Source organism: Mycolicibacterium arseniciresistens (assembly GCF_030519285.1).
Taxonomy (GTDB): domain Bacteria; phylum Actinomycetota; class Actinomycetes; order Mycobacteriales; family Mycobacteriaceae; genus Mycobacterium; species Mycobacterium arseniciresistens.
Genome location: NZ_JAUMSQ010000034.1, coordinates 1 through 21,447 on the forward strand (window position 1 = coordinate 1; position 21,447 = coordinate 21,447).

Below are 21,447 nucleotides of genomic sequence, written 5' to 3' on the forward strand. Positions count from 1 at the left end.
GGCGCGCAACGCGGGCGCCGAGCGGGCGTTGCAGCGCGGCGCCGAGCTGCTGATCTTCCTCGATGTGGACTGCATTCCCGGCCGTTCGCTCGTCGGCCGTTACGTCGACGCGCACCGTGCCCTCGGCACCGGTGCGCTGCTGAGCGGTCCCGTCACCTACCTGTCGCCGCCGGGGCCCGACGGCTATCTGCTCGACGACCTCGACGCGCTCACCCGTCCCCACCCAGCGCGGCCGTCGCCTCCGGCCGGAGTGCTTGTCGCCGAACCGAACCACGACCTGTTCTGGTCGTTGTCGTTCGCGGTGTCGGCGGACACCTGGCATCGCCTGGGCGGCTTCTGCGAGGAGTACGTCGGTTACGGCGGGGAAGACACCGACTTCGCGGCCGTCGCCCGGCGCCACGACATTCCGCTGGTGTGGGTCGGCGGAGCGCACGCCTACCACCAGCACCACCCGGTGTCCGATCCACCGGTGGAACACCTCGCGCAGATCGTGGACAACGCCCGGGTCTTCCGCAGCCGATGGAACCGCTGGCCGATGCCGGGCTGGCTGGACGCGTTCGAGCGGATGGAGCTCATCGTCCGTCGCGGTGACCAGATCGCGCTGAGCGTGCCGGAATTCGAATCGCGGTGAGCGCAGCTATTCGCCTGAGCTGAGACAACCGCCAAGGTGACCGGGTGTCTGTGTTCACCGATATCGCGCCCGCCGAGCCGCAGGCCGACGCGCCCGTGGTCGCCGCGCCCGCGGGCCGGTGGCGCGGCCGTCTGACGCGTGCGGCGTTGCCGCTGCTGTCGGTGGCGGTGTTCTTCGGCGTCTGGCAACTCGTCGCGGTCAGCGGTGTCTGGAACCAGACCTTCGTGCCGTATCCGAGCACCGTGTGGCATGCCCTGGTCGACGTGTCGACCACCCACGACGGTGTCCGCGGCTACGCCGGCTACCTGCTGTGGGAGCACCTCTACATGACGCTGCGGCGGGTGCTCGTCGGCGTCGTGGTCGGTGTCACGCTCGGGGTGGCGCTCGGCGTGGTGATGGGGTCGGTGTCCTGGGTGCGCAGCGTGCTGGAGCCGTGGTTGACGTTCCTGCGGGCGCTGCCGCCGCTGGCCTACTTCTTCCTGCTGGTGATCTGGCTGGGGATCGACGAGGCCCCCAAGATCACCCTGCTGGCGCTGGCCGCGCTGCCGCCCGCGGCGGTCGCCACCACGGCGGCGGTGATGGCCGCGCCGGTCGGCCTGATCGAGGCCGCACGGGCTCTTGGGGCGTCGCGCCGCGACGTCATCCGCGACGTCGTCGTGCCGTCGGCGCTGCCCGAGACGTTCACCGGCGTGCGCCTGGCCGTCGGGATGGCGTACTCGTCGGTGGTGGCGGCCGAACTGTTCAACGGGCTGCCCGGCGTCGGCGGCCTGGTCAAGGACGCGAGCAACTACAACAACACCCCGGTCGTGCTGGTCGGCATCTTCGCCATCGGCTTCTCAGGCCTGGTCATCGACGGTCTGCTGCGTGCCATCGAACGGCGCGCGGTCCCCTGGAGAGGAAAAATATGAGGCGTAGGGCATTCGGAGCGGCCGTCGCGGCGCTGGCGGTCACGGCACTGGGACTGTCCGGGTGTTCGGTGGACCGCTCGGGCGGGGACGCCGAGAAGCCGACGATCCGCATCGCCTACCAGAGCTTCCCGAGCGGCGATCTGATCGTGAAGAACAACCGCTGGCTCGAGGACGCGCTGCCCGAATACAACGTCAAATGGACGAAGTTCGACTCGGGCGCCGACGTCAACACCGCGTTCGTGGCCAAGGAGGTCGACTTCGGCGCGCTGGGGTCGAGCCCCGTCGCGCGTGGCCTTTCGGCGCCGCTGAACATCCCCTACCGGGTGGCGTTCATCCTCGACGTCGCCGGCGACAACGAGGCACTGGTGGCCCGCAACGGCAGCGGCGTCAACACCATCGCCGATCTGAGGGGCAAGCGGGTCGGCACGCCGTTCGCCTCGACGGCGCACTACAGCCTGCTGGCCGCGCTCGACCAAAACGGCCTCTCACCGGCCGACGTCCAGCTCGTCGACCTGCAGCCGCAGGCCATCCTCGCCGCGTTCGACCGCGGTGACATCGACGCCGGCTACTCCTGGCTGCCGACATTGGACCAGCTGCGCCGCAACGGCAAGGACCTGATCACCAGCAGGCAGCTGGCCGCCGACGGCAAGCCCACCCTCGACCTCGCCGTGGTGGCAGACGAGTTCGCCGCCGCCCACCCCGAGGTGGTCGACACCTGGCGGCAGCAGCAGGCCCGGGCCCTCGACCTGATCAAGGACGATCCCGCGGCCGCCGCCAAGGCGATCGCCGCCGAGAGCGGCCTGACCCCGGGTGAAATCGAAGGCCAGCTGAAGCAGGTCGGCTTCCTGACACCCGCGGAGATCGCGTCGCCGGAGTGGCTCGGCGCCGACGGCAGCCCCGGCAACCTCGCCGCGAACCTGCAGAGCGCCTCGCAGTTCCTGTTCGAGCAGAAGCAGATCGAGGCCGCCGCGCCGCTGAAGACGTTCCAGGACGCGCTGTACACCACGGGTCTGCCCGGTGCCCTCACCCAGTGACGGCGCGGTCCGGACGGCGGTGGACCACGGTGTCCGCCTGCGGAACGTCTCGCATCGCTACGGGCGCGCAGGCGCCGAGGTCACGGCCGTCGGACCGGTGGACCTGACGGTCGACCCGGGCTCGTTCCTGGTGCTGGTCGGCGCGTCGGGCTGCGGCAAGAGCACCCTGCTGCGGCTGCTTGCCGGCTTCGAATCGCCGAGCGAGGGTTCGGTGCAGGTCGCCGGGGTCGCGCCCAACCCCGGCGTGACGGCGGGTGTGGTGTTCCAGCAGCCGCGGCTGTTCCCGTGGCGCACGGTCGGCGGCAACGTCGACCTGGCGCTGAAATACGCGAAGGTGCCGCGCGAGCGGCGGGCCGAGCGGCGCGACCAGCTGCTGGAGCGTGTCGGGCTCGAGGGCACCGCCGACCGCAAGATCTGGGAGATCAGCGGCGGGCAGCAGCAGCGCGTCGCGATCGCCAGGGCGCTGGCCGCCGAGACGCCGCTGTTCCTGCTCGACGAGCCGTTCGCGGCGCTCGACGCGCTGACCCGGGAACGGCTGCAGGAGGACGTGCGGCAGGTCAGCGCGGAGTCCGGACGCACCACGGTGTTCGTCACGCACAGCGCCGACGAGGCCGCGTTCCTCGGGTCGCGCATCGTGGTACTGACGCGGCGACCCGGCCAGGTCGCGCTCGACCTGCCGGTCGACCTGCCCCGCTCCGGTGTCGACGCCGACGAGCTGCGCCGCTCACCGGAGTACACCGAGCTGCGGGCCGAGGTGGGGCGGGCGGTCAAGGCCGCCGCGGCCTGATCTGCGCCATCGTGGTCGTCCCGCACGGGCGACAATCGAGGGATGACGCGGCGCGGGTGGTGGCTTGCGGGCGGAGTGGTGGTCGTGGTCGCGGCCATCGGGATCGTGCTCGGTGTGGTGCTGACGGGCGAACGGTCGTCGCCGGACTGCGACGCGGTCCGGGCGGTGGGCGACGAGGCCGAGCGGTTCCACGACGCCGTCGCGAAGGAGGTGAACGGCGAGGCGGAAACGCCGGCGACCGAATATGACGACCGGATCGAGCGAATCACCGCTGCGGCGAACACGATTCGCGATGAGGGACTGGCCCGGCGGGCACACGACGTGGCCGGCCTGGCCGACCGGACGGCCGCGCTGGTGTTGCGGGAGCGGACTGCGGACTTCGCCGCGGACTTCAGCCGCGTCGGCGCGGAGTTCAACGCGAACCTGATGGCGCTGTCGCAGGCCTGTCCGGACCCGGGCGACCGGATCCGGATCGGCGCGCCCGGCTAGTCCAGTTCGGCGCGCAGGTAGGTGACGTCGGAGAACATCGCGAACTCGGCGGCGTCCGGATAGTCCAGGCCGTTGGCGGCGTAGAGCTGTTCGGCGGTGCGCACGCTGCTGCACCAGTCGAGCCGGCTCAGGTACTCCGGCACCTGGCTGCGGTCGTCCTGGTACACCAGGTCGCGGACGTTCACCGCCGACTCCTCGAACATCTCGCGCAGCGCCTCGTGGCCGAACACCGACATGTCGGGGACGTACTCGCAGGCGAACTGGCTGCGCGGCGCGCTGAGCGCGGTGAGCTCGTCGAAGAGCCGGTCCTGCGCGGCCGAGGGCAGGTACACCAGCAGTCCCTCGGCGCTCCACGCCGTCGGCGCCGCCGGGTCGAAACCCGCGGCGCGCAACGCTGCCGGCCAGTCGTCACGCAGGTCGACGGCCACCGTCCGGTGCTTCGCGGCGGGTTCGGCGTCGAGTGCCCGCAGCGTCGTCGACTTGAACTCCAGCACGCCGGGCAGGTCGACCTCGAAGACGAGGGTGTCCTTCGGCCATGGCAGTCGGTAGGCCCGGGTGTCGAGTCCGGACGCCAGGATCACCACCTGCCGGATGCCGCTTCGGACGGCGTTGAGGAAGAAGTCGTCGTAGAACCGCGTCCGCACGGCCATGTGCTCACCGGAGCGTTCGGCGTCGTAGCGGGGCGAGGCGTCGGGGACCTTGCCGTCGAGCAGGTGGACGAAGAACTCGAGGCCGACGGCGCGCACCAGGGGTTCGGCATAGGGGTCGTCGATCAGCGCGTCGGCGCTGCGGGTGGCCAGTGCCCTCGAGGCGGCGACCATGGTCGCGGTCGCGCCCACGCTCGAGGCGAGATCCCAGCTGTCGTCGTCATTGCGTGCGGTGTGTCGGCTCATTACTTAGAGAAGCTAACACAACATGCTGTCACTGCAGCTCAGCGCACTACCGCCCGGCAGGCGCGGGAACTGTGAGGGTCTAGACGGGCGGGTAGGACGGCGGTGGGTACACGCCGCGCAGCCCCCAGGGGAACCACTGGAAGAAGTACTCGATCTCGTCGCTCGCGTCGTAGTCCGGATTCGGATCCATCGGTACCTCCCAGTAGACGCGGCGTTGATGGAAGTCTAGCCCCGGCGGGCCCGTCACCGGCAGGGGTTCGGGGCCGCATTGCCTAGACTGATCGACCTACCGGTTAGTTGACGCCCCAGCGGGCACGTTCGATAGCGAGTCACCATGTCCGATACGTCCCCAGCAGCCTCGCCGAACGGGCTGTCCCGGCGCCAGGAACTGCTGGCAGTGGCCACCAAGCTGTTCGCGGCGCGGGGATACCACGGCACCCGGATGGACGACGTCGCCGACGCGGTCGGCCTGAACAAGGCCACGGTGTACCACTACTACGCCAGCAAGTCGCTGATCCTCTACGACATTTACAAGGGCGCCGCCGACTTCACCGTCGACGCACTGCACGACGACCCCAGCGCGTCGGCGCGCGAGACCATCTACCACTTCACCCGGCGCCTGCTGGTCGGCATCGCCGGCGACCTCGAGCGCGCGGCGGTCTACTTCCAGGAGGGGCCCTACATCACGGAGTGGTTCACCGAGGACCAGGTGGCCTACATCCGGGAGAAGGAGACCCAGGTGTACGAACACGTCCGCGACGTCATCGACCGCGGGATCGCCAGCGGCGAGTTCTACGACTGCGACTCCCACGTGCTGGCGCTGGGCTACATCGGTATGACCCTCGGCGCCTACCGCTGGCTGCGCCCACAGGGCCGCCGCACCGCGCAGGAGATCGCCGAAGAATTCAGCACCGCACTGCTGCGCGGCCTGATCCGCGACGAGACCATCCGCGCCGAATCTCCCCTCGGCCTCGACGTCACCACCGGTCGCGGCGCATGACCGACATGTTCCGGCTCGACGGCAAGGTCGCCGTCGTCACCGGCGGCGGCCGCGGCATCGGGGTGATGATGGCGCGGGGTCTGCTGCAGGCCGGCGCGAAGGTGTACCTGTCCAGCCGCAAGGAGGCCGAACTCGCCTCGGCCACCGCAGAACTCTCGTCACTGGGCCCGGTCGAGGCGGTACCCGCCGACCTGGGCACCGCCGAAGGGGTGCAGACGCTGACCGCCGCGCTGACCGACCGCGAGGACGCGGTGCACGCGCTGTTCAACAACGCGGGCTCGAACTGGGGTGCGCCGTTCGACGAGTTCCCCGAGTCGGCCTTCGACCGGGTCTTCGACGTCAATGTCAAGGGCGTGTTCCTGCTGACCCGCGCGCTGGTGCCGCTGCTCACCGCGGGCTCGACCGACGACGACCCGGCCCGGGTGGTCAACACCGGCAGCATCGACGGGTACTTCACCCCGGAGAAGGGCCGCGACAACTTCTCGTATGCGGCCAGCAAGGCGGCCGTGCACATGCTGACCAAGCACCTGGCCACGGAGCTTGCGCCGCGGATCCTGGTCAACGCGATCGCGCCCGGGCTGTTCGAGTCGCGGATGACCAAGGTCCTGCTGGCCCCCGGCGCGGACGCCGTGGGACGGGCGCTGCCGCTTGGCCGCATCGGGGCGCCCGAGGACATGGCGGGCATCGCGGTGTTCCTGGCCGCCAGGGCGAGCTCGTACATCACCGGCGCTGTGATTCCCGTGGACGGCGGGGTGAGCACGATCAGATGAAGTCCGTCCTGTTGTCGCGGCGCGACCTCGACTTCCTGCTCTACGAGTGGCTGCAGGTCGAGGAGCTGACCAAGCGCGACCGGTTCGCCGAACACTCGAAGGAGACCTTCGACGGCGTGCTCGACCTGTGCGAGCAGCTCGCCGAACGCTACTTCGCCCCACACAACAAGAAGAGCGACGCGAACGAGCCGACGTTCGACGGGCAGCGGGTCACCCTGATCCCCGAGGTCAAGCAGGCGTGGGACGCCTTCGCCGCGGCGGACCTGCTCGCCATGGGCATGGACGCCGAGGTCGGCGGCGCGCAGCTGCCCGCGACCGTCGCGCAGGCCGCGTTCGCCTGGATCTCCGCGGCCAACCTGGCCACCTCCGGCTATCTGATGCTCACGGTCGCCAACGCGAACCTGCTCGCCGAGTTCGGCACCGCCGAACAGATCGAGACATTCGTCAAACCCATGCTGGCGGGCCGGTTCTCGGGCACCATGGCGCTGTCGGAGACCCAGGCCGGATCGTCGCTGGCCGACATCACGATGCGCGCGGAGCCGCAGCCCGACGGCAGCTACCGGTTGTTCGGCTCGAAGATGTGGATCTCGGGCGCCGAGCACGAGATGACCGACAACATCGTCAATCTCGTGTTGGCCAAGATCCCCGGCGGGCCGCCCGGCACCAAGGGCATCTCGCTGTTCATCGTGCCGAAGTTCCTCGTCGGTGACGACGGCGCGATCGGCGAGCGCAACGACGTCGTGCTGGCGGGCCTCAACCACAAGATGGGCCAGCGCGGCATCACCAACACCGTGCTGAACTTCGGCGACGGCACCCACCGCCCCGGCGGTGCTGACGGTGCGATCGGCTACCTGGTCGGTGAGCCGCACCGCGGGATCACCTACATGTTCCGGATGATGAACGAGGCGCGCCTCGGTGTCGGCATGGGCGCCGTCGCGCTCGGCTACACGGGATACCTGAAGTCGGTGCAGTACGCCAGGGAGCGGCCGCAGGGCCGTCCGGTGACCGCCAAGGATCCGTCGACGCCGCAGGTGCCGATCATCGAGCACGCCGATGTCAAGCGAATGCTGTTGGCGCAGAAGGCCTATGCGGAGGGCGCCCTGGCGCTGGCGCTGTACTGTGCGCGGCTGGTCGACGTGTCACACAGCGCGGAGTCCGACGGCGAGCGCGACGCCGCCGCCCTGCTGCTCGACATTCTCACGCCGGTCGCCAAGAGCTGGCCGTCGCAGTGGTGCCTGGAGGCCAACAGCTTGGCGATCCAGGTGCACGGCGGCTACGGCTACACCCGCGAGTACGACGTCGAGCAGCACTACCGGGACAACCGGCTCAACCCCATCCACGAGGGCACGCACGGCATCCAGAGCCTGGACCTGCTGGGCCGCAAGGTGACTCAGCGCGGCGGTGCCAGTCTGGCGGCGCTCGGCGAGGCGATCGCCGGGACGGTCGCGGCCGCCGACAGCATCCGCGGCGAGGCCGCCGAGCTCGCCGCCGCACTGAACGGGATGTGGCGGCGCCTGGTCGAGGTCACCTCCGGCATGTTCGCCTCGGGTGATGTCGAGGCGGCGATGGCCAACAGCGTGGTCTACCTCGAGGCGTTCGGGCACCTCGTCATCGCCTGGATGTGGTTGGAGCAGTTCGTCGCGGCGCACAGCGAGTGCGGCGAATTCTACGACGGCAAGCGGCAGGCGGCGCGGTACTTCTTCCGGTACGAACTGCCCCGCATCGCACCGCAACTCGACCTCCTCGAGAGCCTGGACCGCACCACGCTGGAGATGTCCCCCGACTGGTTCTAGCGCGCGCGGGTCACAGCAGCGGACCCGTGCCGGCGCCCAGCGACGAACCTTCCGCCAGTCGCACCCCGGCGGCGGCCACCGCTCGCAGGTGCGCGAGCCTGCCCGCCTCCCAGGCTTGCAGGGCAGGCAGCGGCAGGGGATCGCCTGCGTTCCAGCCGGCGAGCGCGCGGGCCAGCCCGGCGGCGTCGCCGAGCGCTTTCGACGTCCCGGAAGCGGTGTGCGGCCGCACTGTTCCCACCGCATCGCCCAGCAGCACGACGTGATCGGCGACCATCCGGGCCGGCATCAGGTCGAAGACCGGCTGCAGGAACACCGACGAGTGCCGGACCAGCGCGGCGAACGGTGCGGGCAGCGCGCCGTCGGCGAGCGTCAGCACCGACCCCTCTGACTCGGCGCTGAGTTCACCCGGTGGCAGGAACTGGTCGAACCGCCGCCCGGAACGCCCGGTGAGCAGGTCCGGCAGCCGTGATTCCGCGGTGTTGACGTACCAGACCCAGTTGACCCGTCGCTGCCCCGGCGCGGTCTCGCCGCGGGCGCCCGGGACGAGGTAGCACAGCATCTGCAGCCCCGGAACGGCGAACATGGTGAACCGCTCGGCCAGCAGGGACCGCAGCTCGTCGGGCAGCGCCGACTCCTCTTCGAGCCCCCGCAGCGCGACGTACCCGGCATAGCGCAGGTCGTCACGGCCGGTGAGTGATCGCCGTGTGGCTGAACCGATCCCGTCGGCGCCGACCACCAGGTCACCGCCCGTCACGTAGCCGTCCGTGAAGGCCGCCGTCACCTTCCCGTCGTGGCGGTGGAGCGATTCCAGCGTGCTGTCGAGGCGGACGCACACGGACTCCAGCGGCGAGCGCAGCGCGTCGTGCAATGTGTCCCAGGCGGTCATCCACTGCGGTGCCCGGTACCGGGAGGGATCCCCGCGGCGGTGGAGTTGTTGTCGCTCGTGCAATTCCACGCTCACCGAGGGCACCGTGCGGCCGAGCCGCCGCAACAGCGACTCGACCTCGGGTTGCATCACGATGCCGGCGCCGCGGGGCTGGGTGCGGTCGACGGACCGCTCGTACACGGCGACGTCGGCTCCCACGGCCGCCAGTTCGTGCGCGGCGGCGAGTCCACCGAGGGAACCTCCGACGACGACTGCTCGGAACGCGTTGGGCATGTCGGCGACCGGGGAGTCAGTCGAGCGGATTGGTGCGGGTGACGATCAGGGGATCCGCCGGGGTGAAGGGGAATCGGGGGAGCTCGTCGATGTGGGTGTCGAACGCGGCGGCCAGCACCTCGCGCGAGTACGCACTGGCCGAGGCGCGGTAGCCGACGTCGGCGGGGAACGGCTGGTCGAAGAAGATCAGGAAGTGCCAGTCGTCGTGGCCGACGTTCTCGATGTGGTGCGGGTACGCGCGCGGGATGAAGTACATGTCGCCGGTCGTGAGATTCCAGGTGTCCAGCGCGCCGTCCGGGCTCATGACGGTCATGCGGGCGTCGCCGTGTTGCACGTACCCCATCTCCGCCGTGACCGGGTGCCAGTGGGGTTCGCGCATGCCGTCCTCGGTGACGCGCAGCGAGTACATCGAGATGTCCTTGAGCGCGGGCCAGAACTGGTCGCGGGCGAACCGGGCGTTGCCGCTGGCGTAGTTCAGCCCCGGCGCCTGCGCTTCGATGTCGAACTTGTGCGGGTCGCCGAAGTGCGCTGCGGCGGGGATGACGGGGTCGCCGACGCGGGCGGCGAGCTTGCGATCGGTCCCGGTGCGACGCATCGTGGCGAAGTCGGCGGCCGGTAGGTCGTAGGTGTTGCCGAGCACCGCGTCGCTGAATGCACCGAGCGTGGCGCCGAACCCGAAGTCCTCTGGCCGCTCGTGGCGGAAGGCGATGATGAACTCCGCGACGTCGTCGCCGACGTTCTCGATGTGGTGCAGGGAGCCGGACTCCGCGTGGAACATCTGCCCGGCCGTCACGAGGAACGTGGAGAACCTGCTCCCGCTGTCGAGGATGGAGACCAGGGCGGTGCCGGAGACGCAGTAGGTGAGTTCGTTGGCGTTGGCATGCCAGTGCGGGGTCCGCATCGCGCCGGGGTTGAGCAGCACCCGCTTGATCGACAGCCCCGCGAGGATCGGCAGGTTGTCGGCGGTCACCCGCCGCATCGAGCCCAGGGCGGACTCCTCCACGATCTCACCGTCGAGAAGTGAGGTGGTGTGGCTGCTTCGGGCGATCGACGTCGTCACGGTGGGCTCCTCTGCGATGGGTGGCCGGGCCGGCCTGCTGCCGGGATGGTGCTGCCGTCGACTCTGGTGCAGGCGGCGCCCGCTTGTCATGGACGCCTGCACCCATCCGTGGTGGGGGTCGGCGCACCGCCGGATTACGGCTGGCCGGTATCGAGTGTCGACACCCGCGCCGCGTTCGTCATCAGTCGGATGACTGACCGCTCGGGTCCTGATCCGCCGCCCTGCCGCGGCCGGGATTCGCGCCTATCATTCGGCGACGACGGGCCGCGTCGGCGGCCACCCGAGAGACAGGACGCGCCGGTGAGCACATCTCGGCCCGCGGGAAGCGGCGGCCCGGCCGTCGTCCTGGATCCGGCGATCACTCGGCTGCTCGACGCCATGGCGACACCCCCGACGCTGCGTCAGCTCGGGCCCGACGACGGCCGCACCGCGCTGCGGGAGGCGCAGCAGGCGACCTCGGAACACGTTGGCGTCGACGCCCGATTCCACACCGCGGAGGTGGGACCCGCCGGCCTGACCGGGCTCTGGGTGGTGCGGCCCCGGGATGCGTCCGGCGCCCTGGCAACGGTGTTCTACCTGCACGGCGGCCGGTGGATGTTCGGCGACGCCGACACCCACGCCCACATCGTCGGGGAGCTGGCGGTCCGGGCCGGTGTCGCCGTGGTGGTGCCGGAGTACAGCCGGACCCCGGAGGCCCGCTTCCCAGTGGCGGTGGAGGAGTGCTACGCCACCCTGCTGTGGCTGCACGGCAACGCCGAGCTCCTCGGTCTGGACGCGAAAGCCGTTGCCTTGGCTGGTGATTGCGCGGGGGCGACCATCGCCATCGCCGTCGCGATGCTCGCCAAGACGCGCGGCGGGCCGCGGCTGCGGGCACAGCTGCTGTACTACCCGCCGACCGACGCCGCCTGCGCGTCCGCCTCACATCGCGAGTTCGGCGAGGGCTACCTGCTGTCGAGCGACGAGCAGGCCTGGTACTGGGATCACTACTGCGGCGCCGGCTGCACGAACCCGACCGCGTCGCCGATGCGGGCCGCCCGCGAGGACCTGGCGGGCCTGCCGCCGACGATGCTCGTCACCGCCGAGGCCGACGTCGTGCGTGACGAGGGCGCCCTGTTCGCGCGGAACCTGCGTGCCGCCGGGGTCGAGGTGACGGCCCTGCGATACCTGGGCACGGTGCACGACTTCGTCGTGCTCAGTCCACTGGCCGGCATCCCGCCCACCAAGGCCGCCATCGAGCAGGGTGCGTGGTTCCTCGCCGAGGCGCTGCACCCGTGACCACAACGGAGAACTTCCCGCTGATCGGCAGGGCCGACCTCATCGCGCTCACCGACGCCGTGGTGACCGGGACGGGCACCGCGCCGCCGGCGATACTGCTCGTCGGTGAGGCCGGGTCGGGCAAGACGACCGTGCTTCGCCACGCCGTGCGCGCCGCAGGCGACGACCTGCGGGTGCTGACGGCGGCAGGCGGCGCCGGTGGGTCGCCCGGGCACGGCCCACTGGCGCGGATGCTGTGGCCCGTACTGCCGTTCGCGAGCGCTCTCCCGCCCGGCCTGCGCGACGCCATCGCCGGGCTCGTCGAGGAACCGGCGGCGACCTCACCGCGGTGGTCGCTGACGCGGGACGCCGTTGCGGCGCTGCTGGAGGCGGCCGCCGCCGAGCGGCCGGTCCTGCTGGCCGTCGACGACGTCGACAGGTTCGACGACGACGTACGGGATCTGCTGCTCGGCGTCACCGCGCACCTCGTGACGACCCGGGTGCGCGCGGTTCTGACCTCGCGGCGTCTCGACGTGCTGCGCGGCGCCGACCGAACGGTCCGCACCGTCGAGCTGGCGCCGCTGTCGCCGCAGCACTCCGCGCAGCTCGTCGACGCCCAGCCCGAACAACCCGACCCCAGCGTGCGCGGGGAGATCATCCGCTGGTCGCGCGGGAATCCGCTGGCGCTGATCGAGTACTCCCGCGCCTACGCCCGCAACCGCACGACGACGTTCCACGGCGCGACGATGTGTGATCCCGCAGGCGCCCACCCGATGTTCGCCGACCAGATCGCCGCCCTGCCGCAGGCGACCCGCACGCTGCTGGCGCACGCGGCGGCGGGGACAGGCCAGGAGACCGTCGACATGATCACCGCCGCAGCGGGTTTCGCGCAGGACTTCTCCGGGTGGGAGCCGGCCCGCGCGGCCCGGCTCGTCGAGTTCGCCGATGACCGCACGGTGGTGTTCGCCGGCGCCCTGCTGCGGGCGGCGGCGTATGCGGCATGCGACTTCGGTGAGCAGAGGGCAGCGCATCTCGCGCTGGCGGCGATGCCCGGTCTCGACGCGGGTGCACGGGCCTGGCATCTCGGATCGGCTGCGGCGGGACCCGACGAGTCGATCGCCGCGGCACTCGAGGACACGTCAGCACAGTCGGTCGGCCGGGTGTCGGAACTGCAGCGTGCCCGGGCGCTCCAGCGTGCGGCCGAGCTGAGCCCTGACCGCGCCGATGCGGCCCGCCGGTACGCGCTGGCTGCGGGCGCCGCCAACTACGCCGGCGACGTCGCCTGGGCGTTGTCACTCGCCGACGTGCCGCTGCGCGAGTCCGACGACCCGGACGTCTCGGGCTATGCGGCGCTGACCCGGGCGTCCATCCTGCTCCAGAGTGGACGGCCGGGCGACGCGTTCACCGCTGTCGGCGACGTACTGGACGGAGACTGGCCCGGGGACACCCAACTCGTTCTCGCGTTGCTGTACTCCGCTGCGGGGTCCTCGTACTACTCCGGGGTGTGGGAGCACAGGCGGGACCTGGGGCGCTGGCTCGACCGGATGCCGGACGTCCCGGCGACCCCGAGCAGGTTCCCGCTGCCGTTCCCGGCGGAGGCGATGAAACTGCAGCGGGCGTACGCGGCGATGTACGCAGGCACCGCCGCCGCGGACTCCCGGCCCGCGCCGCCCGACGGGCGCTGGTTCGAGCCGCAGTCACCCGCGGTGGAGCCGTACCGACGGCTCGTCGCGGGCGTGATGGCGTTCGTCGGTGAGGACACCGCGGTGGCCGCGCGGGAACTCAGCGTTGCGATAGAACGGCTTTCGGCCGGGGGTGGGTTGCGCGGATTCACGTTCGCATTCGCGCCGCTGTCGTGGACGCTGCTCGACACCGGGCAGTGGACCACGCTGGAGGCGGTGCTCGACGAGGCGGCAGCACTGTGCGCCGTGGCGCGCGACGCGACGCTGGTGCGGCGGGAGACGCTCGCCTGCCGGGCACGCCTTCGCGCGATGCGGGGAGACGTCGACGCCGCGGCTCGGGCGGTGCTCGACGCACGCGACCTGTCCGCCACGGGCGGCGGGCCGCCGGGGGCCACCGAGGTCAACCTCGAAGGCGCGGCCGGCTGGATTGCACTGGCCTCCGGCGACTTCGACGAGGCATACCGCCGGTTCCGGACGATGTTCACCGCCGACGGGCAGCCCGCGCACTTCGTGGTGTCCTACCGGGCGATCGCCGACGTGGCGTGGGCGGCGGCGCGCAGCGGACGCGTCGAGGAGGTGCAGCCGCTCATCGCAGCGGTCAGCCGCAGACTCGGCTCGAAGCCTCCGGTGCGGCTGCGCCTGCTGCGCCACCAGGCGCTCGCGCTGACGGCCGAGACCCAGTCGGCCGAACGGCACCACAAGCTCGCCGTGTTCGACCCGGCTGGTGAGCAATGGCCGTTGGAGCGGGCCCGCGCCCGGCTGCACTACGGCGAGTGGCTGCGGCGGGCGCGCCGTCCGGCCGAGGCGAGGCCGTTGCTGGCGGCGGCGCTGGACGTCTTCGAGCGGTTCGGCGCGGAACCGCTCGCCGCGATCGCCCGCTCGGAACTGCGAGCGGCAGGTGTGACGACGGTCGCCCCGGGTCCCGTCGACGATGCACTGCTGGCACTGACAGCCCAGGAGCGGCAGATCGTGGTGCTTGCCGCGTCCGGTCAGACGAACCGGGAGATCGCCGAGCGGCTGAAGCTCTCGCCGAGAACCGTTGCCTCGCACCTCTATCACGTGTATCCGAAGCTGGGTGTGAGCCGCCGCCACGAACTGCGGGCATTCACGTCCTGACCTCACAGCGGCGTGCGTGGCCCCGCGCCGAGCGAGTTCCGCAGTGCGTGAACGGCCTGGGCCAGCGCGGCGCGGGACGCGCTGGTGTCACGCAGCGCGTCGAGTACGGCGAAACCGTGGACGGTGCCCTCGTACCGCACGGCCGTCGTCGCCGCACCCGCCTCGCGCAGCCGGGCGGCGAACGCCTCGCCCTGGTCGCGCACCACGTCGGCTTCGGCGGTGATGATCAGGGACGCAGGGAATCTCGCCAGCTCCGAACGATCTGCGCGCAGCGGGGCGACCGTCGGATCGGCGTGCTGTCCGCGGGGCAGGTACTGCGCGCGCCGCACGCGGAGGTCCTCGCGGCGCAGGAAGTACCCTTCGGCGAACAGCAGGCAGGATCCCGCGTCGCACGCGGTGTCGGTGATGGGTGTCAACGCGACCAGCTGTGAGATGCGGAACTCTCTGCGGCGCAGGGAGAGCAGTACCGCACCGATCGCGGCGTTGCCGCCCGAGGAGTCACCAACGACGGCGATGCGGGAGGGATCGAGCCGCCACCGGGGGCCGTCCGAGGCCACCCAGCGGGCCGTCGCGTAGGCCTGCTCGACGGCAGCCGGGTGGCACGCCGGCATTACGACGCAGTACTCCGGGACGACCACCGCCACACCCGAACCCAGTGCCAGTCCCGCGATCAGCCGCTCGTGGGAGTAGAGCCCCTCCGCCGTCCAGCCGCCCCCGTGCAGGTAGACCACCGTCGGCAGTGCCGCCGTGCTGCCTGCGGGCCGGACGATGCACGTGCGGATCGATCCGAACTCGCCGGCGTCGACAATGCTCACCTGCTCGTCGACGCCGAGGCCCGCGAAGCGACCCGCGAGGCGGACATCGCGGTTCGTGGTGGTGATCCGGCCTTCGACCGACTCCAGGAACCGCGCGACGGTGCGGTCGAGGCTCAGGCGGTGCGGGTTCGCCGTCACGTCCGTCCTCCCCCTGGCTCTCGGACTCGTCACCAGTGTGCGTGGTTCGCCCGCCGCGCCCATCAGTCATCCGACTGATGACGGCGCACCGCCACGGCATGCACGCTGGAGGCGCACCCTGCGAAAGGACCATGACGACATGACGGCGACCGTGGATCGGACGGACCGGTCGGTCAATCGCGTCGAAGGCGGCGAGAAGGTCACCGGCGCAGCGCTTTACACCGCCGACGTCGCGCTGCCGGGGCAGGTGCACGCCGTGCTCGTCCAGTCGGAGATCCCGCACGGCCGGGTCACCGGGGAATCGATGCGCGCGAGCGCCGACCGCGCGTCGGCGGCCCAGGGGGTGCTGCACGTCCTGACACCGCTGAACTGCCCGGAGCTGGGAACGGTGCCCGAGGAACTGTCCTGGGACCTGCCGCTGGAGCGGCGTCCACCGCTTTCGGACCTGACCGTGCAGCACGTCGGGCAGCACATGGCGCTGGTCGTGGCCGACACGCTCGAGAACGCCACCGCCGCGGCAGCGCTGTTCGATCTCGACTACGAGCGGTTGCCTGCCCAACTGGACGCCCGCGACGTCCCACCCGCACCGGACGGGCAGGACGGCCCCGTCCGGCACGGGAGCTACCGGCCCGACCACTTCGTGAAGCTCTCGGAGGAGAAGCTGCAGGACCGCCGCGGCGAGCCGCCGGCCGACGGCGCCCACCGGGTGGCGTCCCGATACACGACGCCGCTCAATGCCCACTACCCGATCGAGTTGTCCGCCACCGTCGCATCCTGGTCCGGAGATCAGCTGACGGTGCACGACAGCACGCGGTGGATCGCCGGCGAGCGGACGGCACTGGCGGCCTACCTCGGCATCCCCGAGGAGCGGGTGCGGGTGCTATCCCCGCTGGTCGGCGGCGCGTTCGGGTCCAAGAGCTTCCTGTGGATGCACGTGGTCCTGTGTGCGGTCGCCGCCCGCGAGGTGGGGCGGCCGGTCAAGCTGGTCCTGACGCGCGATCAGATGTTCTCCTCCACCGGGCACCGGCCCCGCACCGTCCAGGACCTCGTCCTCGTCGCCGACGGCGAGGGCCACCTCCTCGGCACCGAACACCACACGCTGACCGAGACGTCCACCGTCGCGCACTTCTGCGAGCCCGCCGGATTGTCGACCCGGTTTCTCTACTCCTCGCCCCACCTCGAGGTGTCGCACCGCACCGCCCGGGTCAACGCACCGACCCCGTGCTTCATGCGCGGCCCGGGTGAGGCGCCCGGCCTGTTCGCCCTCGAGTCGGCGATCGACGAACTCGCCCACCGGCTGGAGATCGATCCGCTGGAGATGCGGATACGCAACCACGCGGCCGACGACCAGGCGAGCGGCAAGCCCTGGTCGGGCAAGCACCTCCTCGACTGCTACCGCATCGGCGCGCGGCGCTTCGGCTGGGACGGACGGCCCCTCACGCCGCGGGCGCTGAGACGCAACGGTGTTCAGGTCGGCTGGGGGATGGCGACGGCGACGTATCCGGGCCGGCGCATGCCTGCGGGCTGCCGGGTGGTCACCGCCGTGGATGGGACCGTCCGGTTCGCCTCGGCCACACACGAAGTCGGCAACGGGGTGCGGACCGTCATGACGCAGGTGGCTGCCGACGTCACCGGGCTTCCACTGTCGCGGGTCGCCTTCGACTCCGGCGACTCCGACTTTCCCGCCGCCCCGTACAGCGGCGCCTCGCAGACCACCGCGACGGTCGGATCGGCCGTCCATGCGGCGGCCACCGAGTGGAAACGGCGGCTCGGCGAACTCGCCGGCGCGCACGCCGACCCGGCGGGCGTCGACCTGAGCGGGCTCGCCGATCAGCTCAGCTTCACCGCCGACAGCGACGCCGGTGACCAGAGCGGCAGCGCCTTCCAGTCATTCGGCGCCCACTTCTGCGAGGTGGAGGTCGACGAGCAGATCGGCCGCGCGACCGTCACCCGGTGGGTCGCGGTGATGGACTGCGGCCGCGTGCTCAATCCGAAGCTCGCGCGCAACCAGGTGATGGGCGGCATCACATTCGGCCTCGGCATGGCGCTGCTCGAAAAGGTGCCCTACGACGCCGACACCGCGCAGATGATCGGCGAGTACTACCTGCCCACGCATGCCGACCGGCCCGAGTTCGACATCTCGTTCGTCGACAGCACCGACTTCGGGCTCGACCCGATCGGGGTGCGCGGGATCGGCGAGATCGGTACCTGCGGGGTCCCGGCCGCGATCGCGGGCGCCGTCTCCCACGCCACCGGGAAGCGGCTGCGCGACCTGCCGATCACCCTCGAGGACCTGATGACGCCCTATTCACCTCCCACCGCCCAGGAGACGCGATGAGCACCGACCATGCGGTGGAACTCCGCATCAACGGCAAGCACCACCGGGTCGCAGCCGACGTCCGCACCACGCTGCTCGACCTGCTCCGCGAGCGCCTGCACATGACCGGCACCAAGAAGGGCTGCGACCACGGGCTCTGCGGCGCGTGCACCGTGGCCGTCGACGGTGAGCGGGTGCTGAGCTGCCTGACCCTCGCCGCGTCGATCGACGGCTCGGACGTCCTCACCATCGAGGGCATCGCCGACGGGGAGGAGCCGCATCCGCTTCAGCGGTCCTTCCTGAACTGCGACGGATTCCAGTGCGGCTACTGCACTCCCGGGCAGATCTCGTCGGCACACGCGATGCTCGCCGAGCACGCCCGCGGCGATCTGAGCACCGCGTCCTTCGAGTGCAGCCGCGACGACGTCGTCAACGGCCGGCTGCCACTGACCACCGAGGAGATCCGGGAACGTATGGCGGGCAACATCTGCCGGTGCGGCGCCTACGCCAACATCGTCGCCGCCATCGAAGCCGTCGCGCGGGAGACCGCATGAGGACCTTCGCGTTCCGGCACGCCGCAAGCGTCGACGACGCCCTCGCCGCCGGTGCGGCGCCGGGCGCGAAGTACCTCGCCGGCGGCACCAATCTGCTGGACCTGATGAAGGGCGGGGTCGAGGAACCGGACTCGCTGGTCGATCTGCGGCGGCTCGGCCTGACGACGATCGCCCCCACCGCCGGGGGCGGAGTGTTCATCGACGCGGGCGTGACCAACAGCGCGATCGCCAACCATCCCCTGATCCGCACCCGCTATCCGGTGCTGTCCCATGCGATCCTCAGCGGCGCCACCACACAGCTGCGCAACATGGCGACCGCGGGTGGGAACCTGTTGCAGCGCACCCGGTGTCCGTATTTCATGCAGACGACGTTCACGTCGTGCAACAAGCGCGATCCCGGCAGCGGATGCGCCGCACGGCACGGCTTCCACCGCGAGCACGCCATCTTCGGCGCGAGCGACCACTGCGTCGCGATCCATCCGTCGGACATGGCCGTCGCACTGGCGATCCTCGATGCAACGGTGCACGTCCAGTCCCCGCAGGGCAGGCGCTCCATTCCGCTCGACGGCTTCTTCGCCCTGCCGGGCAGCACACCGGACGTCGACAACGTGCTACTGCCGGGCGAACTCATCCTCGGTATCGAACTGCCGCCCTCGGACTTCGCCGACCACTCCTGGTATCTGAAGGTGCGCGACCGGCACAGCTACGCGTTCGCGCTGGTGTCCGTGGCGGCCGGACTGCACGTCACCGACGGTGTGATCACCGCGGCCGCGCTCGCGCTCGGTGCGGTGGCCGCCACACCGTGGCGGCTGCACGCGGCCGAGCAGAGTCTGATCGGGCATCCGCCCGGCGACGAGGCGTTCCACGCCGCCGCCGCGGTCGCGATGGACGGCGCGCAGCCGCTGACGCAGAACGCGTTCAAGGTCGACCTGGGGCGGCACAGCGTGGTCAGGGCGCTGACCCTCGCCGCCGGGGTGCGCGCCTGATGACGCTGCGGATACCCGCCTCACCCGTCGGCGACGGACACACCGAGCTTCGCGTGATCACCCTCGAGGAGCACTTCACGACGCCCGAGTTCCTTGCTGCCACTGCGGCGTTCACCCCGGACGTCGCGCGGTCCGACGTGCTGGAGGGCCGGCTGCTCGACCTGGACGACGGCCGGTTTAGCGCGATGGACGCCGGGGGAGTCGACCTGCAGGTCATGTCGCTGGCCGCGGGCGGGCAGGAGTCGCTGGCGCCTGCGGATGCGACCGCGCTGGTCCGCGACGCCAACGACGCGGCGTTCGCCGCGACCCGGCGCCACCCCGGGCGGCTGGCCATGTTCGCGAGCCTCGCGCTCAAGGACGCGGACGCCGCGGCGACCGAATTGGAGCGTGGCGTGCGCGAACTCGCCTGCGTGGGCGGTTTCCTGAACGGCACCGAGGGCGGCGCCTTCCTCGACGACCCGCGCTTCACCCCGATCTTCGAAGCCGCGCAACACCTCGACGTGCCGCTGTACCTGCACCCGACACCGCCGCCGCCCGCCGTCCAGCAGGCCTACTTCGGCGGGCTCCCCGAACGCAGCGCCTACTTCCTGTCGACGGCGGCGTGGGGATGGCATGCGGAGCTGGGCATGCACTGCCTGCGGCTGATCCTGGCCGGCGTCTTCGACCGCTTTCCCGGGCTCCGCTTCATCGTCGGCCACATGGGCGAGAACCTGCCGTTCTCGTTGATCCGTGCGCAGGACGGGTTGTCCCCGGCGGTCACCGGTCTGCAGCGGCCGGTGGCGGAGTACTTCCTCGACCACTTCGTGGTGACGACGAGCGGTTACTTCACCCCGCCGCCGCTGCGGTGTGCGCTCGACGTCATGGGCGTCGACCGGGTGCTGTACTCGGTGGACTACCCCTACCGTGCGAACACCGCGGGCGCCGAACTGCTCCGGACCGCACCGGTCGCGGTGGCCGACCTCCGCAAGATCGCCTCGGGCAACGCCGAGCGGGTGCTCGGACTGGCCGCCGGCTGACGCAAGGCTCCCGTCGCTGGTTCTAGTGCGCGCCGAACAACTCGTCGAGATGCTCGGCCGAGCGCGCCACCAGCCGCAGCACCTCCCGCAGCAGCGGCGTCAGGCCCTGCCGCGGGTAGATCGCGTGCAGTTCCACCGGCCGGGCCGGATCGCTGTCGGGGTGACCGCCGAATACGTCGGTGAGCGCCCGGTAGACCACGCCGTCGACCTTCAGCGCGGTGGCGCTGGCCGGCACGAGCGCCACCCCCTCGCCCGCGGCCACCAGCAGCACCGCCGTGAGGATCTGCTGCACCCGCTGCGTGATGCGGGGGTGGCCGTTGAACAGGAACCGCACGGTCAGCTCGTGGAAGTAGCGCGCCTGGATGGGGTGGTAGCTGATCACCGGCAGGCCGTCGAAGTCCTGCGGTTCCAGTGGCCGCGTGATCGCGGCGAGGGGATGGCCGACGGGGACCACCGCGCGCAGCGGTTCGCGCGCCACGATCTGTGAGGCGAGCAGCGCGGTGTCGAACGGCGGCCGCGCCAGCCCCAGGTCGAGTTCACCGCGGCGGATGCCGTCGACCTGGGCGCCGGTCACCCGCTCGTGCAGCACCACCTCGATGTCGGGCAGCTCGCTGCCCAGCAGGTTGAGCAGCGGGCCGAGGATGGCGATCGCCGACACCGCGGTGAAGCCGAGGTGCAGCGTGCCCGCCGAACCGCGCTCCACCCGCTGCGCGTGCGCGGTCGCCGCGTCGAGCGTGTTGAGCATCCGGTAGCAGTCCTCCAGGAACGCGGCGCCCGCCGGGGTGAGCAGCACCCGGCGGTTGTCCCGGTCGAGCAGGCCCGCGCCGACGGCGCGCTCGAGTTTCTGGATCTGCCGGCTCAGCGGGGGCTGCGTCATCGCCAGCCGGTCCGCCGCGCGACCGAAATGCAGCTCCTCAGCCACCGCAATGAAGCAGCGGACCTGGTCCAACGTCACTGTCATGCACGCAAAGTATCAAACGATGCCAGAAAGGCGTTGGACAGGTATCACTGATTGTTTCTACCTTGTACGTGACGGCGACCACAC

The 21,447-nt window shown here is 71.0% G+C and carries 19 protein-coding genes and 1 pseudogene; 14 read left to right on the top strand and 6 right to left on the bottom strand.

Annotated elements, in window-relative coordinates; all coding sequences use genetic code 11:
• From Q2100_RS07325 to Q2100_RS07345, 5 genes are all read left to right on the top strand, one after another.
• On the top strand, positions 1–631 hold a 631-nt coding region (locus tag Q2100_RS07325), incomplete at its 5' end, for a glycosyltransferase family 2 protein (protein ID WP_302913467.1).
• 44 nt (positions 632–675) lie between these two features.
• On the top strand, positions 676–1,539 hold the full coding sequence (locus Q2100_RS07330) for an ABC transporter permease (protein WP_407667594.1): 864 nt from the start codon (positions 676–678) through the stop codon (positions 1,537–1,539).
• A complete protein-coding gene (locus tag Q2100_RS07335) occupies positions 1,536–2,573 on the top strand; it encodes a taurine ABC transporter substrate-binding protein (protein ID WP_302913468.1) in 1,038 nt (345 codons plus the stop codon). Before Q2100_RS07330 ends, Q2100_RS07335 begins: the two co-directional genes overlap by 4 nt.
• Complete coding sequence (locus Q2100_RS07340; RefSeq protein WP_407667595.1) at positions 2,557–3,360, top strand: ABC transporter ATP-binding protein; 804 nt, start codon at positions 2,557–2,559, stop codon at positions 3,358–3,360. The genes Q2100_RS07335 and Q2100_RS07340 overlap by 17 nt, the downstream gene beginning before the upstream one ends.
• Before the next feature lie 42 nt (positions 3,361–3,402).
• Complete coding sequence (locus Q2100_RS07345; RefSeq protein WP_302913469.1) at positions 3,403–3,849, top strand: hypothetical protein; 447 nt, start codon at positions 3,403–3,405, stop codon at positions 3,847–3,849.
• On the opposite strand, the gene Q2100_RS07350 is transcribed toward Q2100_RS07345, so the two are convergent.
• Together Q2100_RS07350 and Q2100_RS07355 are read right to left on the bottom strand one after the other, a co-directional pair.
• Entirely contained in the window at positions 3,846–4,742 is an 897-nt protein-coding gene (locus Q2100_RS07350; RefSeq protein ID WP_302913470.1) for an SAM-dependent methyltransferase, read from the bottom strand. The genes Q2100_RS07345 and Q2100_RS07350 overlap by 4 nt on opposite strands.
• A gap of 79 nt (positions 4,743–4,821) precedes the next feature.
• Positions 4,822–4,986 (bottom strand): annotated as a pseudogene (locus Q2100_RS07355) (CAP domain-containing protein); the annotation flags it as partial.
• Positions 4,987–5,076: 90 nt separating this feature from the next.
• Here Q2100_RS07355 and Q2100_RS07360 point away from each other — a divergent pair.
• The 3 genes from Q2100_RS07360 to Q2100_RS07370 are packed head-to-tail and all read left to right on the top strand — an operon-like array spanning position 5,077 to position 8,305.
• On the top strand, positions 5,077–5,742 hold the full coding sequence (locus tag Q2100_RS07360; RefSeq protein WP_264014631.1) for a TetR/AcrR family transcriptional regulator: 666 nt from the start codon (positions 5,077–5,079) through the stop codon (positions 5,740–5,742).
• On the top strand, positions 5,739–6,512 hold the full coding sequence (locus Q2100_RS07365; protein WP_264014630.1) for an SDR family oxidoreductase: 774 nt from the start codon (positions 5,739–5,741) through the stop codon (positions 6,510–6,512). Before Q2100_RS07360 ends, Q2100_RS07365 begins: the two co-directional genes overlap by 4 nt.
• On the top strand, positions 6,509–8,305 hold the full coding sequence (locus Q2100_RS07370) for an acyl-CoA dehydrogenase (RefSeq protein WP_302913471.1): 1,797 nt from the start codon (positions 6,509–6,511) through the stop codon (positions 8,303–8,305). Before Q2100_RS07365 ends, Q2100_RS07370 begins: the two co-directional genes overlap by 4 nt.
• Before the next feature lie 10 nt (positions 8,306–8,315).
• Here Q2100_RS07370 and Q2100_RS07375 read toward each other — a convergent pair whose 3' ends face one another.
• Both Q2100_RS07375 and Q2100_RS07380 read right to left on the bottom strand, forming a co-directional pair.
• A complete protein-coding gene (locus tag Q2100_RS07375; protein ID WP_302913472.1) occupies positions 8,316–9,464 on the bottom strand; it encodes an FAD binding domain-containing protein in 1,149 nt (382 codons plus the stop codon).
• 16 nt (positions 9,465–9,480) lie between these two features.
• On the bottom strand, positions 9,481–10,524 hold the full coding sequence (locus Q2100_RS07380; RefSeq protein ID WP_302913473.1) for a cupin domain-containing protein: 1,044 nt from the start codon (positions 10,522–10,524) through the stop codon (positions 9,481–9,483).
• Positions 10,525–10,824: 300 nt separating this feature from the next.
• Between Q2100_RS07380 and Q2100_RS07385 the strand changes: the two genes are divergently transcribed.
• Together Q2100_RS07385 and Q2100_RS07390 are read left to right on the top strand one after the other, a co-directional pair.
• Entirely contained in the window at positions 10,825–11,799 is a 975-nt protein-coding gene (locus Q2100_RS07385) for an alpha/beta hydrolase (protein ID WP_302913474.1), read from the top strand.
• Positions 11,796–14,576 carry a helix-turn-helix transcriptional regulator gene (locus tag Q2100_RS07390; RefSeq protein WP_302913475.1) on the top strand — a complete coding sequence of 927 codons (2,781 nt, stop codon included), beginning with the start codon at positions 11,796–11,798 and terminating at the stop codon, positions 14,574–14,576. The genes Q2100_RS07385 and Q2100_RS07390 overlap by 4 nt, the downstream gene beginning before the upstream one ends.
• A 2-nt stretch (positions 14,577–14,578) precedes the next feature.
• Here the strand turns inward: Q2100_RS07390 and Q2100_RS07395 are convergent, their stop codons facing one another.
• Positions 14,579–15,529, bottom strand: coding sequence for an alpha/beta hydrolase (locus Q2100_RS07395; RefSeq protein ID WP_302913476.1), 951 nt, complete (start codon positions 15,527–15,529; stop codon positions 14,579–14,581).
• A gap of 139 nt (positions 15,530–15,668) precedes the next feature.
• Between Q2100_RS07395 and Q2100_RS07400 the strand changes: the two genes are divergently transcribed.
• Genes Q2100_RS07400 through Q2100_RS07415 form a run of 4 tightly spaced genes read left to right on the top strand, consistent with a single transcriptional unit; the run spans position 15,669 to position 20,402 of the window.
• Positions 15,669–17,867, top strand: a complete 2,199-nt coding sequence (locus tag Q2100_RS07400) for a xanthine dehydrogenase family protein molybdopterin-binding subunit (protein ID WP_302913477.1) — start codon at positions 15,669–15,671, stop codon at positions 17,865–17,867.
• Positions 17,864–18,400: a (2Fe-2S)-binding protein gene (locus tag Q2100_RS07405; protein WP_302913478.1), complete on the top strand. Its 537-nt coding sequence runs from the start codon at positions 17,864–17,866 to the stop codon at positions 18,398–18,400. The genes Q2100_RS07400 and Q2100_RS07405 overlap by 4 nt, the downstream gene beginning before the upstream one ends.
• Positions 18,397–19,386, top strand: coding sequence for an FAD binding domain-containing protein (locus Q2100_RS07410; protein ID WP_302913479.1), 990 nt, complete (start codon positions 18,397–18,399; stop codon positions 19,384–19,386). Before Q2100_RS07405 ends, Q2100_RS07410 begins: the two co-directional genes overlap by 4 nt.
• A complete protein-coding gene (locus tag Q2100_RS07415) occupies positions 19,386–20,402 on the top strand; it encodes an amidohydrolase family protein (RefSeq protein ID WP_302913480.1) in 1,017 nt (338 codons plus the stop codon). The genes Q2100_RS07410 and Q2100_RS07415 overlap by 1 nt, the downstream gene beginning before the upstream one ends.
• 22 nt (positions 20,403–20,424) lie before the next feature.
• Here the strand turns inward: Q2100_RS07415 and Q2100_RS07420 are convergent, their stop codons facing one another.
• On the bottom strand, positions 20,425–21,363 hold the full coding sequence (locus Q2100_RS07420; protein ID WP_264014623.1) for a LysR family transcriptional regulator: 939 nt from the start codon (positions 21,361–21,363) through the stop codon (positions 20,425–20,427).
• Positions 21,364–21,447: the final 84 nt, after the last annotated feature.

Bases quoted from the DNA above. Each gene is read 5' to 3' on its own strand.
- Q2100_RS07345 (WP_302913469.1), top strand. From the start codon at position 3,403: ATGACGCGGCGCGGGTGGTGGCTTGCGGGCGGAGTGGTGGTCGTGGTC.
- Q2100_RS07335 (WP_302913468.1), top strand. From the start codon at position 1,536: ATGAGGCGTAGGGCATTCGGAGCGGCCGTCGCGGCGCTGGCGGTCACG.
- Q2100_RS07375 (WP_302913472.1), bottom strand. From the start codon at position 9,464: ATGCCCAACGCGTTCCGAGCAGTCGTCGTCGGAGGTTCCCTCGGTGGA.
- Q2100_RS07365 (WP_264014630.1), top strand. From the start codon at position 5,739: ATGACCGACATGTTCCGGCTCGACGGCAAGGTCGCCGTCGTCACCGGC.
- Q2100_RS07415 (WP_302913480.1), top strand. From the start codon at position 19,386: ATGACGCTGCGGATACCCGCCTCACCCGTCGGCGACGGACACACCGAG.
- Q2100_RS07400 (WP_302913477.1), top strand. From the start codon at position 15,669: ATGACGGCGACCGTGGATCGGACGGACCGGTCGGTCAATCGCGTCGAA.
- Q2100_RS07350 (WP_302913470.1), bottom strand. From the start codon at position 4,742: ATGAGCCGACACACCGCACGCAATGACGACGACAGCTGGGATCTCGCC.
- Q2100_RS07420 (WP_264014623.1), bottom strand. From the start codon at position 21,363: ATGACAGTGACGTTGGACCAGGTCCGCTGCTTCATTGCGGTGGCTGAG.
- Q2100_RS07410 (WP_302913479.1), top strand. From the start codon at position 18,397: ATGAGGACCTTCGCGTTCCGGCACGCCGCAAGCGTCGACGACGCCCTC.
- Q2100_RS07370 (WP_302913471.1), top strand. From the start codon at position 6,509: ATGAAGTCCGTCCTGTTGTCGCGGCGCGACCTCGACTTCCTGCTCTAC.
- Q2100_RS07360 (WP_264014631.1), top strand. From the start codon at position 5,077: ATGTCCGATACGTCCCCAGCAGCCTCGCCGAACGGGCTGTCCCGGCGC.
- Q2100_RS07405 (WP_302913478.1), top strand. From the start codon at position 17,864: ATGAGCACCGACCATGCGGTGGAACTCCGCATCAACGGCAAGCACCAC.